The sequence below is a fragment of the Virgibacillus subterraneus genome (assembly GCF_900110695.1).
GTDB classification, from domain to species: Bacteria; Bacillota; Bacilli; order Bacillales; family Amphibacillaceae; genus Lentibacillus; species Lentibacillus subterraneus.
This window is the reverse complement of the sequence record NZ_FOEH01000002.1, coordinates 67,713-80,824: the sequence shown is the minus strand read 5'-3', so window position 1 is coordinate 80,824 and position 13,112 is coordinate 67,713. Positions and strand designations below refer to the sequence as shown.

The following is a 13,112-nucleotide window of genomic DNA, read 5'->3' as shown; positions in this document are numbered from 1 at the left end:
ACATATCTTGTCCACACCAATCATACAATGAAAGGAGTAAATTCATAAGGAGCGTAAATAATGGAGGAACGATTTATAGCTCAATTTATACATTGCTTTTTTATAGCCTTTGGCGTAATTATCGGCGGTGCAATTATTGGTAGCATGGGTTCGTTTGCAACAGGAGATGCTCCGTTCACCTCGATAAGCCGTATTGCTAAAAGCTTGCGAATCTGGGCAGTTGTTGCCGCAATTGGCGGAACATTCGACGCAATCGCCAATTTTGAAAAAGGAATCTATGATGGATCCACCCTAGACATGGTAAAACAAGTCTTACTTATTTTATCTGCGATGGGCGGGGTAAAAACAGCTATGATTCTAATTGGATGGCTAATTCAGGAGGATGTAGGCTAATGCATATTCCACCATATCATAAAAGAAAAGGATGGCAGCGATTTCTCGTCGGAACATTCATTGGAGCAATTATAGCTTATTTTATTTTTGTCTATATGCATGGGTATATGTATGAACAGCTACTAGGTGAAAACAGGGAACTTAAATCAAAGGTAAACGAATTGGAAAATCAAAATGAAGCTTTATTAAAGGATAAACAGGATCTGGATGAAAAATCAAAAGAAGCGTTAACAGTTGATTCAATCGAAATTAATATAACAAACAAGGAAGAACTTCGTCTTGATAGACTAATAATACATGACCTAGAAGAATTAATGAAGAAAGAGATTGAAGATATTATTGGACAGGACGTAACCATAGTTTCCGAAAGTTCCGAGCTATTAGAAGCAACAATACAAAACAAGAATTTTAAAGTAGATGATTTCACTTATAATTTTGTTGTACAGAAAACAGTCATTTCACAGACAGTAAAAATAACAGTAGAGGCAAAAATTTCCAATTAACTATGAATATTTAATGAAATATCATAAATTCTGTGGCAATTTCATCAGGAACATAATACAATTATAGTAGAAGTAAAGTCATTTTAAAATCCACTTTCATATAATAACTTACTTTAATGAAAGGAGCTGGATTAAATTGCTTATTATGAATCCTAGACACATTCGCGATGAGAAAATTGCCCAATTAAAAGAAGGACGCACTGCATATGCTGAATCTGATGAGCTTATTCGACTAATGAAACGTTCTATTGAACGAGACAATCTTCATGTACATTACGATCAAACAAATATAGGGTGCTGGTTTATACCATTGCCAGAAAGTAAGAGCAGTTAGAACAAAAGTGCTAATATCAGCACTTTTGTTTTTATTATGTATAAGCTAAGCACGCTTTCTCCAAATCATCGATAACACTTTTCGTTTCATCCCAACTGTTTACAGATGCACCTGCGGCCATAGGATGACCCCCGCCATTATATTTTCCGGCAATCTCATTAATTATCGGACCCTTTGAGCGTAATCTAACACGAATAAGGTCTGTTTCTTCAATGAAAAATGCCCATGCTTTAATTCCTTCAATTTCACCAAGAACACCTACCAATTGACCTGTATCTGAGGGGTCAACTTGAAATTCATTGAGAATATTCCTTGTCAGTTTTATCGTGCTCATACCTGAAGAAGTTAATTGAAAATGTTGCAGGATATACCCACGCAGTCTGGCAATATTGTCTTTTATACTATAGAGACCATCATAAAGACTTGAGCGATCAAAGTTATACGTAATTAGTTCGGCTGCATGCTGAAATGTTTTTTGCGATGTACTTGGAAACAAAAACCTTCCTGTATCACCAACTATACCAGCATATAAGAGACGAGCAGCTTCATCATTTAACTCAAGTCCTTCATTTATCCCATACAAAAACAAATCATAGATCATTTCGCTAGTGGAACTGGAGGTTGTGTCCACCCACATTAAATCTCCATACTCATCAACATTTGGGTGATGATCAATTTTAATTAGCATTGAACCGAGTTCATATCGCTGATCACATATACGAGCTGCATTGGCAGTATCACAAACAATTACAAGTGCGTTATTATATGTCTCATCACTTATTCCATCCATTCTAACCAAAAAGTTTAATGAAGGCTCCTCTTCACCAACAATAAAAACATCTTTCTTAGGAAATGCCTGTAAAATTATTTCCTTTAAACCTGCTTGTGAACCATATGCGTCCGGGTCTGGGCGCACATGACGATGAATGATGATTGTCTCAAATTCTTTAATTGATTGAATAATTTTTTCCAGACTCATTTATTTGGCTCCTATCTTGGCAGCTAAGAAAATATAACTATTTTCTTACTGCATAAGTTCAACTAAGGCTTTCGCCATTATAGCTTGGCGATAAGACAAGTTTTCTAATCACATAAAATATGAAAGTTTATACTTTCTTAACTCTTAAAAACAAGCTACAATAAATAAAGACATTAAATTTAGGAGTAGATTATATGATTATTTTTCCAATTATCATCGTGCTCTCGCTTGTTTTTTATGTATACTACAAAGTCGCTATAATGAAGACTAGCGATAAGTTAACCCAAGCATATTTTAACGCAAAATCGCGTATAAGTCTTGGGAGTTTTCTATTCTTCTTTGGTGTTAACCAATACATATTCTATCAAACACAAATCTCATTGTTTATCGGAATTGTATTTCTAGTACTAGGCGGATTGCAGCTTAATCTAGGTTTTAGAGAAACAAAACATTACCGCAAAGAATGGAAAAGAATAAATGCATAATAATGGAGAAGCTGACTAAGACTTAGTCAGCTTTTTACATTGTCTTGGAAACTATAAAATTTAAGTACTGTGGATAACTGGATTTCCGAATCAGCCACGTCCTGTGGCGTACTCACCGGCCAGCGCCTAACGTCTAGTGGACTTCCCTCCCCGTGTCTACAATAAGAAATAAAAGAATTTCGACTAGAACAACACATCCTATGGCAACTTCGAACTACCCCACGTTCTGCGGGGCAGCTTACGCTCTTCGTGTACCCTTTTCGCTTTCCAAGCATAAAATTCATCTTGACTTTCGCTATTATTGGCGATAAGTCAAGTTCATCTAATCTCAGGGAAAAGGAAGTTCGACTAAGATCGCCTCTTTGCGCGGCAACGTTGACCCATCCGCGATGCGTGGGCGCAGTCCATACCGCGAGCTTGCGCTTTTGTTCTTTAACGGTCAATTAATTGTGCCATTAACAGTCCTTTTCCAACCATTTTCTTTCCATTATAAACTTCTACATCTATTTTAGCATAAATTCTACCTGCTTCTAATAATTCAGGTTTGATTATTAAATTACTGTCTATTTGTACTGGCTTAATGAAGTATACTGTGAGATTCTCAACAACCAAGTCACCTTTTTTAATATATCGCAACACTCTGCTGCTCGCTTCTGTCATTAATGCGGTGAAAACACCATTTGAAAGTGTTCCAAGTTGATTTGTCATCTGTGGGGTGACGTGCGCCTGGAAAATTGTCTCGTCCCCCTCAATTGCCTGTAAATTCCTTGAGACTACATCATCAATAGTTTCGCCAACTTGTGGCTGACGCTGAATTTGCTGTAATGCCTTTAATACATCCTGACGTGACACCACACCTTTAAGTTTTTGGGATGCATCAACAACTGGGACAACTTCTATTCCTTCCCAAACCATCATATGGGCAACATAAGCTAGCGATGTTTTGTCCTGGACGACAATTGGATTTTTAGTCATAACTTTCTCAATTAAGATATTTTGATCCTTTCCAATTATATCTTTGGACGTTATCATTCCAGCTACACGTTCTTTTTCATCAACCACTGGATATCTAGTATGGGTTGACTTGTCGTTTAATTCATACCACCGCTTCAATTTATCTTTAGCATATAAATAATAGGATTGGTTAGATGGTGTATATATATCACCTACGAAAACTATTTCTTTTTTAATCAATTGATCATAAATTGCTCTGTTGATCATCGCTGCAACCGTGAATGTATCATAACTAGTAGACATGATAGGCAATTCTTTTTCATCAGCTAATTGCTTGATATCATCATTCGTATCAAATCCACCAGTTATTAATACAGCCGCTCCTTCACTTAATGCTAATTCATGCGCTTTCACGCGGTTCCCTACTATTAATAGTGACCCTGCTTCAGTATAGCGCATCATGGCATCAAGCTGCATTGCGCCAATAACGAATTTACTTAATGTCTTGTGTAACCCTTTCCGACCACCCAGGACTTGTCCGTCAACGACATTGATTACCTCAGCAAATGTTAACCGTTCAATATTTTCCTTCTTCTTACGCTCAATCCGAATTGTGCCAACACGTTCAATGGTACTAACCAGTCCTTGATTCTCAGCATCCTTTATCGCTCGATATGCTGTACCTTCACTTAGATTCAACGTTTTGGCAATTTGTCTCACAGAGATTTTATGTCCAATTTCCAATGATAATATATGTTGTAAAATCTGTTCATGTTTTGTTGTCATTTCCGTTCACCGACTTTCAACTGTACTAGTCAATAACTATACTAATTATTATACAGTTGATACAATAAAACCTCAATGATTAAGCGTTTGACGATGTCCTAATCTCTCCTGTTCCATAACTGGTGGCTTTGTAATTTGTAAAAGTGTTGCAAAATTAGCTCCGACCACTAGAACTAAAAACAGCAACCACGCTCCCCAAAAAACAAGCTCAACCTGTGATGTTGCGCTTGGAATAGCAGGCCATGCAAAATAAAGAAAGAAACCAGCTAATAATAATCGTAATATCGCATAATGACGCATAAATATCCCTCCTCAAAATACCTTATGATGATTTTAGGTTATTAAGAACAGCTACAAATCCACTTGTCCGACAATGTTCTGGAAGTTAGAAAACTTGGCATTCATTAAAGGGACTCTTATGAAGTTGTATTAACCCCCTATAATCTGGAGCGCAAGCCTTAATGACGAGTGCCTTAGGCTTATGCTAAGAAAGAAAAGAATAGCCTTAAAAAAGGCTATCCAGTGTAATAGGTTTTAAATGATATTGTTAAAAACACCTGGTCTTCATCCTGCTGTATATTGATTGTATCTATTATCATTAACCGCTCACTTTCAAGCACTTTAGAGAGAAAAACATTAATATCACCCAAATTTGCAGCGGTAGCATCTAATGAATAAATATTTTCGCTAAGTTTTTTCGTTTCTTCATCCTCTTGCTGAATTTCCGATACATTTATATTCGATCCAATATAATTAATTGTTACATTCGCAGTGCTTGCAATGTTCTCCAAGTTTACTAATACATCATCTGGTGATTTTTCTGTTGGAACTTGTAAACTAACAGATGAAAACTCTTCGTTCGGTTTGTTTTCACTAATTGCAGATTTTGTAATTTGGTTTTCATACATGGAAACTTTCATATCCATTGTATCTATTTCTGCCTGCATCGGGTTAATTATACTAAAATAAGAAATACCATAGATAATTAAAGTAGCAACTATAACTCCAATTAGGGCATAAGTATATTTTTTTGTCCATTGATTAATCATTTTCACCAAGCTCCTTTACTAAAATTTCACTATCCAAACTTATAGTTAGGGTTGCTTGATATGATGTCTTCATTTTGCTCACACTAGTTAATTCTGTATCTTTGACATAATCCTGTTTCAATAATTTGTTCACATAGATTGAGACATCTTTAAGGGTTACAAATTCCGCATCAATAATAAGCTGATTTACGCTTGTATAATCATAACTAAGTAACTGTTCAGATGACGACAGAAAGGCAAGCATCTCTTTATATAAAATTACATTAGGAATCTTTTCAGCTTTTAAAGCAACTACTTCTTGCTGCAGTTCTTGAAGTTTTTGTTCTTCTGCAAATTCATCTTGTTGCTCAAGTAATTGTGTTTCTAATTGCGATGCCTTATTTTTTTTAACTTCTATTTGATTCTCATAGGTATTTTTTTGAACCAGAAATACAGCAATTGCACAAGCAAGTAATAGAATACACACAATGCCTAATACAAGGGGAGCAATATATTTTTTAGGTTGTTTTTCAAGAAAGTTTATTTCTGTATTCATCATTACTCCCCTTTACGAATCTTGTTTCAGCGCTAAACCTAGAACATCGATATATTTAACCGGCAACTCTTCACCTTTAAAACTATGTATTGGTATCGTTACTGCTGCAGAAAGACTTGTGTATGCTTTTGATAGAAAAGGGAAATCGCCAGATAATAGTATCTGACCTACCTGGGCCTCACCTTTTGTTATCGAATAATGATAAAAGTCTATTATTCTATTAACTTCTATAATATACTCATTGATTATCTGCACTGCTAATTCTTCGTTTACTTCTTCAACAGCATCTTTTTTCAAATACCTGGTGAAGATTGCTTGGTCATTTTGAAATACAGTTAAAACAAGTGCATCGTGATTCCAGTGTACATGTAAAACATGATCTTTTCTCTCTTTATAATTCGACAAATAATAATAACGATAAACAGACAGCGAAGTAAGATCAGCAACTGTCGGTTTTAGACCCGCCTCTTCAAAAATCACTTCAAATGATGTTAATTTTTCTTTTGGATAAGCAAATAGCAGAATGTTTCTATTTGCCTCATCAACGTCTAGGAACTCAATTGCTATTGCAGGATTTGCAAATGGCAAATAGAAACTATTACCAATTTGCGTTTCTACATACCCCATTGCCTCCTGTTTGGTTAGTGACGCTGGGATTTGTAATTGGCGGATAACAACTGTATCATCCGGAACGGCAAAATTAAGCTTTTTACGTTTCCAATTGTGTTCACGGACAAGTTGGTTTATAATTCCCAAAAGAACAGGCTTGTTGTTAATTTTCCCATCCTGAATTGTACCTTTTGGCAACTCTACTTCTCCATGTTCTACAAGCCCATCAATAGATGTGCTTTTATGATATGTATAACGCAATACACGATTTGTAATAACAATATTTACTCTTCCAATATTCATAATCCCCAAACTATCACCTGCTTACAAGAATAAATTGAAATACCAGTTTAATAGAAGTTCTCCGTAAAAAAATGTAATGAGCGTAGCTGCAACAATATATGGACCAAAAGGAACTGGCTGATTTCGCTCAATTACCCTGAAAAGAAGCAGCATCATTCCGATAATTGCACCTATCATACAGGAAAGGAAAAACGCCAGTAATACCTTATCAACTCCTAAAATAATACCTAAGATACCGAAAAGTTTCATATCTCCCGCGCCCATTCCACCACGACTTATTATTATAATCAATGCAAGGATTGTAATTCCGATTATAACACCAAGAATGGATGACCACCATGGATTTAGCGGCTGGATAATACGGATGATAATGAATAATGGCAGAAAGAAGAGGAGGACTCTATTCGGGATTAACATATAGGTTATGTCGGACACTAGTATAATCATGAGCATTGAAATCAATAGTATCGCTGTGATTATTTCTAAATTTAATCCTAATAAAGAGTAGCTTAATGCAAATAGAATACCTGTAAACAATTCAATCACAGGGTAAATAAACGAAATCTCTTTTTTACAGTGGCGACATTTTGCCCCTTGGATAACAAATGAAATAATCGGTATATTCTCAAACCATGACAATTGATGTTTACAATGGGGGCAAATTGAACGGTCGTTTGCGAACGGTATATTTTCTGGCAGACGCAATCCGACAACATTGAAAAATGAGCCAAAGATTAGGCCTAGGAGGAAGAAGAATATTAGCAGAATGTCCATTAGCGTGGCTCCTTGTTACAATCTAGAAACTCTAAATTGAAGAATACGCCCTGCAACTATATGGTGCAAGGCGTAGATTATAATTAAATTCATTTTATATCATATTGTTTTCAGTCAACACTTTCATCTCCGTCATAATTGAATGTCCCATTCTCATTTTTAGTAACAGAACCAGAATATTCGGTTTCTGTTCCTGGAACTTTAGGAGTTTCCTCTAGATACCCTTTTCCCACTAGTTGTGACACCGTTATAGTTCCATCCGTATCATAATCACCACTAACATCTGCTAACCTTGCAGCATTTTCAATCAATTCTACATTTGCCTCATGTGCCTTTTTTTCGGAGTCACCAATAACATTCCCAATTGTCGGTACTGCTATAGCAACAATAATTGCCAAAATTGCAATAACCGCCAACAGTTCAACAAGGGTAAACCCCTTTTCTTTCTTTATCAATTTTTTTATGAGTTCTAGCATAAAAATCCCCGCCCCTCTTAATATATAAGATATAAAGTCTATTAAATTTTGCTGGCCGGTTGCACTACTTACTCCAAACTACCAAAGTGCCCAAAATACAGGTAATTTATCATCGCATCCTACTACCTTCTATATACACTATAATTCAATTTCAGACAAAAATCTACCAAGTTTACTAGATATTTTCAAATAAAGAAAACATTGGAATAATAACTGCTGTAATAATGCTACCTACAATTACCGTCAGGACAATAATCATGAGTGGCTCGATTAATGTTTTGATTCGATTCGACAATTGTTCAACTTCCTCTTCGTAAAATGCTGCAGCTTTTGACAGCATATTGTCTAAAGTCCCCGTCTGTTCACCAATCTGGATCATTTGAACGACTAAAACCGGAAATGCCCAGTGTCCCTTCATAGGAATAGTGATCGATTCTCCTACTTCCATCGACTTCCGGGATTGCTTTAATACATCTTGAATCACACGATTCCCAACGACTTTTTCGGTAATTTCCACCGATTGTAAGATTGGTACAGAACTATTTACTAAAGTACTCAACGTTTGTGTCATACGAACCAACACACCTTTATGAGCAAGCACACCTAAAAAAGGAAACTTCATTTTAACCTTATCGACACGGTAAACAAACGCATCATTCTTCAACAGATACTTATAAATAGCAATACCTAACACAGCTAGGGCAATAAGCACCCACCAAAAAGCAACAACCTTATCACTAAGGTTTAAAATAAATTGGGTATACGCTGGAATCTCTTCACCAAAAGAATTAAACATACCTACAAATTGAGGAACAATAAATACGAGTAAGAACATACTTAATAAAAGCGTAATAACTCCTACAACACTAGGATAAAGTAGAGCTGAAACCACCTTCTGTTTATTGCGATATTCTTTCTCATAATAATCAGCCATCTGGTTTAATATGTCATCAAGTTTGCCACTGGCCTCCCCAGCGCGGATCATGTTGACGAGTAGAGATGGAAAGACTTTTGGGTGACGCTCAACCGCTTTTGAAAGTGCCTGTCCCTGGTCAAGATGTTTATCAATAGCTGTCAGTGCTTGTCTTAATGCATAATTGTCAGTTTGCCTGGACATCGTCTTCGTGGCTTCTGAAATCGATATACCTGCATGAATCAATGTTGCATATTGCCTAAGAAAAATAACAAAATCCTTATTTTTAACTCTTTTATTAATAAATAAATCCTTATTCCATGATTTCGTCTCAGCTATTTCAATTACTATGAAACCATCCTTCTCTAACCATAATAGCGCATCTTTTTTTGAATCGGCCACAATTTTTCCCTTTGCTTTTTGGCCAGATGTGCGTTTTCCGCTATATAGATAGTTCATTAATTAAAAACCCCCTTCCTGCATAAAAGGAGCCGCAGCTTCATAAGATATTTGGTCTTCTTTAAGTAACCTTTTTAGATCCATTTCAAGCGTGTGCATCCCTTGTTCTTTCGATGTTTGCAGTACATTTTGAACTTGATGCAGTTTTTCATTGCGAATTAAGTTTTTAACAGCGGGTGTATTAATAAGAACTTCCGTTACTGCACGACGCCCCGTATTGTCCCTTGTTACCAGTAACTGCTGAGAAATTATAGCTTTTAAAATTGATGATAATTGAATACGTATTTGCATTTGCTGCTCAGATGGAAATACATCAATAATCCTTTCGATTGTTGATACTGCATCTGTTGTATGGAGGGTACCTAAAACTAAATGCCCTGTTTCTGCAGCAGTAATCGCAGTTGAGATTGTTTCCAAGTCACGCATTTCCCCAACTAATATTACATCAGGATCTTGTCGCAGGCTTGCTCTGAGTCCATTAACAAAGCTATTTGTGTCAAAACCAATCTCTCGTTGGTCAATAACTGACTTGTTGTGTGTATGCATATATTCAATCGGATCTTCTAAAGTAATAATATGTTTTTGCATTGTTTGGTTTATATGATGAATCATGGAAGCAAGCGTCGTACTCTTGCCACTTCCGGTTGGCCCTGTTACAAGCACTAGTCCCTGTGGCTTGTGTATGATTTCCTTGGTAATATTTGGGAGATGTAGTTCCTCAATTGATGGGATGCTAGTTGGAACAATTCGAATTGCCAATGACAACTGATTGCGTTGATAAAATGCATTAATCCGAAACCTTGAAACTCCACTAATTCCATAAGAGAAATCTAGCTCGCGTTTCTCCTCCAGCCATTGCAAAAGATCATTTGGAATAATTGCCTTTACAATTTGTTGCGTATCAGATGGCCTAAGCTTTGGCTCATTCTGCTCAATCAAGTTACCATTTATGCGAAATATAGGGGCTTTCCCAATCGTTAAATGCACATCGGATGCTTGTCTGTGAAAAGCTTCTGTTAACCATTTTTCAAATTTTTCACTCATACGAATAACCCCCTATATATTGATTGAAACTTGCATAATTTCTTCCATGGAAGTCAATCCCTGTTTAATTTTTTCTAACCCATCCTGAATTAGAAAATTCATGCCTTGCTGTTTGGCATAGGAACGAATTTCTGCTATTGATTCATTATTCAGCAACATACTTTTAATTCTTTCATCAACTACCAGCACTTCTTGTACTGCTATTCTGCTGCGATAGCCTTGCTGGTGACAGCTGCTGCAACCTTTCCCATAATAAACAACATCTGCTTCCATATTATTTTGATTAAAAATCTCTTTCTCCATTTCAGTCAGCTCGCGTTCTGTGATACAATCCCGGCAAATTTTACGAACTAATCGCTGTGCAACTATACCCGATAAGGATGAAACTACCAAATACGGTTCAATTCCCATATCGATTAATCGTGGCACCGTGTCAATTGCACTATTTGTATGGACTGTGCTGAATACTAAATGACCTGTTAAGGAAGCCCTAATAGCAATCTCCGCTGTTTCCTGATCCCGAATTTCACCAACCATGATAATATTCGGGTCCTGTCTTAATATCGAACGCAATCCATTTGCAAAGGTAAGTTCAATAGAACTTTTAACTTGTACTTGATTAATACCATCCAGCTGGTACTCCACAGGGTCTTCAACCGTAATAATATTCACATTCTCTTGATTCAGCTGATTGATTGACGCATATAATGTTGAGGTTTTTCCTGATCCTGTTGGTCCTGTTAACAAAACAAGTCCTGATGGTTGTGTAATTAACTGCTTATATTTCTTATAATTATCTTCGGAAAAATTCAACTCACTTAATTGCATCAGCGCATTATTTAGGTCTAGAATTCGAATCACAATCTTTTCACCATGTACTGTAGGAAGGCAAGATATTCGTAAATCTACTGGCGTTTCACCAACATTCGTTTTAATCCTCCCATCCTGTGGCAGCCTTGTTTCCGTTATATTTAGATTTGCCAATATTTTAATTCTTGCAATTAAAGCATTTTGCATTTGTTGTGGTATTATTTTCTCGGTCTGAAGTCTGCCGTCTATTCGATAACGGATGTTTACATTCTTTTCTTGCGGGTCTATATGGATGTCACTTGCTTTAAGCTGAATTCCTGTATGTAATAGTTGATCAAGTAGCTGAATAACTGGTGCCTCATCATCATTTTTGGTATTAGTCTCTATTGGTAGCTTAGAGTCATTTTTAAAATAATATTTATTAATGGCAAATAGAATGTCGTCTTTTGCTGCGATTACTGGTGATATACTAAATCCTGTTGCCATTTCTAAATCATCAATGATATAATAATCCATTGGATTCTTCATTGCTATTGTCAAAGCATTGTCCTGGACTTTCAGAGGCATTATATAATTTTGCTGCGCCATTTCCTTTGATACATAGCCTAGTACATATTGATCAATTGGGTATTGATATAACGAAACATGTGGAATACCTAATTGAAATTCCAGAACTTCGATCAGTTGGCGTTCCGTAATTACTCCTCGTTCAAGTAAAGCGTCACCAAGCTTTTGATCTTCTTTTTTGTTTTCCAGTGCCTGGTTTAAATGATTTTCCGTTACAAGACCAGCCTCTTGTAAAAGGTCCCCAAGTCGCTTTCGTGTTTTCAAAGTCATCCCTCACTTTCAAATGTAATGATTATGGTATCCTTAATTTCTTTTTCTTTGTTAAATGCAGTTCCAATGCTAATAAATTTAATCGTTACTTTCTCTTCAGTTCGTTCTTCTATATGCGAATCATTAATAGAAAACTTGTGATCCTTTGAGTCCAATTTCACAGGATTTTGCGGTAGATTAATTTCAGTTATATACACTTCACCTGGATCTGTAATTCCTTCGTCATCAATATAGTTTTGTACAAAACTCCTATAGTAATCGACCCCCATCTCGGCAATGAGTCGTGCATCAATTTGCTTTTCCATAGTAGTTACTTGTTTTGTTGTATTTGTAATTTGGTAAAATTGAGTCAAGATGAAAACAAGAAATAAAGTAATGATCACCAATGTAAGTATCAGTGCCGCACCTTTCTCACTTTTAAAATTAATCATTTCAAGTCCCCTAGAATATATGTATACGATTCACTTACCAATCTATCATCATTAGCGTATATTTTAATATGAGTACGGTATAAACTCACATCATATTCTTCACAAATATTTATTCTTGCCTCGTAATTTTCACTATTTAATTGATAGTCTTTTAAAAATACATCTTCTGATGAACCATTCTCACATCCAATGATATTTTCACCAAATAAACTAGCAACATCTACTTTTTCCGTTTCGTTAGCTACTTCACTTAATAGATTGCTAGCCACTAATTCCTCATCCGTCTTCTGTGTCCAGCTCATTATTTGTGGGAAAATTGGTAATAAAACCGCAATAACCATTCCTAAAATTGCAATTGATGCTATAATTTCAACAAGGGTAAATCCGCTACTATTTATTTTTTTGAATCTAGTATACAATAGAATTCACACCTTACTC

General features: G+C 36.0%; 17 protein-coding genes and 1 riboswitch. Of the genes, 4 read left to right on the top strand and 13 right to left on the bottom strand.

The window, feature by feature from the left end; translation table 11 throughout:
* Positions 1–60: 60 nt before the first annotated feature.
* The 3 genes from ytrH to BMY13_RS06830 all read left to right on the top strand — a co-directional run bounded on the left by ytrH (position 61) and on the right by BMY13_RS06830 (position 1,230).
* Positions 61–393 carry a sporulation membrane protein YtrH gene (gene ytrH, locus BMY13_RS06840; protein WP_092492336.1) on the top strand — a complete coding sequence of 111 codons (333 nt, stop codon included), beginning with the start codon at positions 61–63 and terminating at the stop codon, positions 391–393.
* Positions 393–896 carry a sporulation membrane protein YtrI gene (ytrI, locus tag BMY13_RS06835; RefSeq protein WP_092503552.1) on the top strand — a complete coding sequence of 168 codons (504 nt, stop codon included), beginning with the start codon at positions 393–395 and terminating at the stop codon, positions 894–896. Before ytrH ends, ytrI begins: the two co-directional genes overlap by 1 nt.
* A 145-nt stretch (positions 897–1,041) precedes the next feature.
* A complete protein-coding gene (locus BMY13_RS06830; protein ID WP_342728793.1) occupies positions 1,042–1,230 on the top strand; it encodes a YtzJ family protein in 189 nt (62 codons plus the stop codon).
* 34 nt (positions 1,231–1,264) lie between these two features.
* Here the strand turns inward: BMY13_RS06830 and BMY13_RS06825 are convergent, their stop codons facing one another.
* Positions 1,265–2,209, bottom strand: a complete 945-nt coding sequence (locus BMY13_RS06825; protein ID WP_092503549.1) for a DHH family phosphoesterase — start codon at positions 2,207–2,209, stop codon at positions 1,265–1,267.
* 194 nt (positions 2,210–2,403) lie between these two features.
* On the opposite strand from BMY13_RS06825, the gene BMY13_RS06820 reads away from it, so the two are divergent.
* Positions 2,404–2,694 carry a YtpI family protein gene (locus tag BMY13_RS06820; protein WP_092492332.1) on the top strand — a complete coding sequence of 97 codons (291 nt, stop codon included), beginning with the start codon at positions 2,404–2,406 and terminating at the stop codon, positions 2,692–2,694.
* A gap of 432 nt (positions 2,695–3,126) precedes the next feature.
* Here the strand turns inward: BMY13_RS06820 and BMY13_RS06815 are convergent, their stop codons facing one another.
* The 12 genes from BMY13_RS06815 to BMY13_RS06760 all read right to left on the bottom strand — a co-directional run bounded on the left by BMY13_RS06815 (position 3,127) and on the right by BMY13_RS06760 (position 13,093).
* On the bottom strand, positions 3,127–4,434 hold the full coding sequence (locus tag BMY13_RS06815) for a DRTGG domain-containing protein (RefSeq protein WP_092503547.1): 1,308 nt from the start codon (positions 4,432–4,434) through the stop codon (positions 3,127–3,129).
* 72 nt (positions 4,435–4,506) lie between these two features.
* Entirely contained in the window at positions 4,507–4,734 is a 228-nt protein-coding gene (locus BMY13_RS06810; RefSeq protein ID WP_092492330.1) for a hypothetical protein, read from the bottom strand.
* A gap of 215 nt (positions 4,735–4,949) precedes the next feature.
* Positions 4,950–5,483, bottom strand: a complete 534-nt coding sequence (locus BMY13_RS06805; protein ID WP_092503544.1) for a hypothetical protein — start codon at positions 5,481–5,483, stop codon at positions 4,950–4,952.
* Positions 5,476–6,018, bottom strand: coding sequence for a hypothetical protein (locus BMY13_RS06800; RefSeq protein WP_092503542.1), 543 nt, complete (start codon positions 6,016–6,018; stop codon positions 5,476–5,478). Before BMY13_RS06800 ends, BMY13_RS06805 begins: the two co-directional genes overlap by 8 nt.
* A gap of 12 nt (positions 6,019–6,030) precedes the next feature.
* A complete protein-coding gene (gene pilM / locus BMY13_RS06795; RefSeq protein WP_245736074.1) occupies positions 6,031–6,930 on the bottom strand; it encodes a type IV pilus biogenesis protein PilM in 900 nt (299 codons plus the stop codon).
* Between the two features lie 21 nt (positions 6,931–6,951).
* Entirely contained in the window at positions 6,952–7,704 is a 753-nt protein-coding gene (locus BMY13_RS06790) for a prepilin peptidase (protein ID WP_092503538.1), read from the bottom strand.
* Positions 7,705–7,814: 110 nt separating this feature from the next.
* A complete protein-coding gene (locus BMY13_RS06785) occupies positions 7,815–8,180 on the bottom strand; it encodes a prepilin-type N-terminal cleavage/methylation domain-containing protein (protein WP_092503536.1) in 366 nt (121 codons plus the stop codon).
* Between the two features lie 44 nt (positions 8,181–8,224).
* Positions 8,225–8,309: riboswitch (cyclic di-GMP riboswitch) on the bottom strand.
* 46 nt (positions 8,310–8,355) lie between these two features.
* Positions 8,356–9,552 (bottom strand): type II secretion system F family protein, encoded by a 1,197-nt coding sequence (locus BMY13_RS06780; RefSeq protein ID WP_092503534.1) that lies wholly within the window; start codon positions 9,550–9,552, stop codon positions 8,356–8,358.
* Positions 9,553–9,555: 3 nt separating this feature from the next.
* Complete coding sequence (locus BMY13_RS06775) at positions 9,556–10,596, bottom strand: type IV pilus twitching motility protein PilT (protein ID WP_092492323.1); 1,041 nt, start codon at positions 10,594–10,596, stop codon at positions 9,556–9,558.
* A gap of 12 nt (positions 10,597–10,608) precedes the next feature.
* Positions 10,609–12,243 carry a GspE/PulE family protein gene (locus BMY13_RS06770; protein ID WP_175476739.1) on the bottom strand — a complete coding sequence of 545 codons (1,635 nt, stop codon included), beginning with the start codon at positions 12,241–12,243 and terminating at the stop codon, positions 10,609–10,611.
* Entirely contained in the window at positions 12,240–12,674 is a 435-nt protein-coding gene (locus BMY13_RS06765; RefSeq protein ID WP_092492321.1) for a hypothetical protein, read from the bottom strand. Before BMY13_RS06765 ends, BMY13_RS06770 begins: the two co-directional genes overlap by 4 nt.
* Positions 12,671–13,093, bottom strand: coding sequence for a type II secretion system protein (locus BMY13_RS06760; RefSeq protein ID WP_175476738.1), 423 nt, complete (start codon positions 13,091–13,093; stop codon positions 12,671–12,673). Before BMY13_RS06760 ends, BMY13_RS06765 begins: the two co-directional genes overlap by 4 nt.
* Positions 13,094–13,112 lie beyond the last annotated feature (19 nt).

Bases quoted from the DNA above. Each gene is read 5' to 3' on its own strand.
- BMY13_RS06775 (WP_092492323.1), bottom strand. From the start codon at position 10,596: ATGAGTGAAAAATTTGAAAAATGGTTAACAGAAGCTTTTCACAGACAA.
- BMY13_RS06765 (WP_092492321.1), bottom strand. From the start codon at position 12,674: ATGATTAATTTTAAAAGTGAGAAAGGTGCGGCACTGATACTTACATTG.
- BMY13_RS06770 (WP_175476739.1), bottom strand. From the start codon at position 12,243: ATGACTTTGAAAACACGAAAGCGACTTGGGGACCTTTTACAAGAGGCT.
- BMY13_RS06830 (WP_342728793.1), top strand. From the start codon at position 1,042: ATGAATCCTAGACACATTCGCGATGAGAAAATTGCCCAATTAAAAGAA.
- BMY13_RS06785 (WP_092503536.1), bottom strand. From the start codon at position 8,180: ATGCTAGAACTCATAAAAAAATTGATAAAGAAAGAAAAGGGGTTTACC.
- BMY13_RS06810 (WP_092492330.1), bottom strand. From the start codon at position 4,734: ATGCGTCATTATGCGATATTACGATTATTATTAGCTGGTTTCTTTCTT.
- BMY13_RS06780 (WP_092503534.1), bottom strand. From the start codon at position 9,552: ATGAACTATCTATATAGCGGAAAACGCACATCTGGCCAAAAAGCAAAG.
- BMY13_RS06790 (WP_092503538.1), bottom strand. From the start codon at position 7,704: ATGGACATTCTGCTAATATTCTTCTTCCTCCTAGGCCTAATCTTTGGC.
- pilM (WP_245736074.1), bottom strand. From the start codon at position 6,930: ATGAATATTGGAAGAGTAAATATTGTTATTACAAATCGTGTATTGCGT.
- ytrH (WP_092492336.1), top strand. From the start codon at position 61: ATGGAGGAACGATTTATAGCTCAATTTATACATTGCTTTTTTATAGCC.
- BMY13_RS06800 (WP_092503542.1), bottom strand. From the start codon at position 6,018: ATGAATACAGAAATAAACTTTCTTGAAAAACAACCTAAAAAATATATT.
- BMY13_RS06805 (WP_092503544.1), bottom strand. From the start codon at position 5,483: ATGATTAATCAATGGACAAAAAAATATACTTATGCCCTAATTGGAGTT.
- BMY13_RS06820 (WP_092492332.1), top strand. From the start codon at position 2,404: ATGATTATTTTTCCAATTATCATCGTGCTCTCGCTTGTTTTTTATGTA.
- BMY13_RS06815 (WP_092503547.1), bottom strand. From the start codon at position 4,434: ATGACAACAAAACATGAACAGATTTTACAACATATATTATCATTGGAA.
- BMY13_RS06825 (WP_092503549.1), bottom strand. From the start codon at position 2,209: ATGAGTCTGGAAAAAATTATTCAATCAATTAAAGAATTTGAGACAATC.
- ytrI (WP_092503552.1), top strand. From the start codon at position 393: ATGCATATTCCACCATATCATAAAAGAAAAGGATGGCAGCGATTTCTC.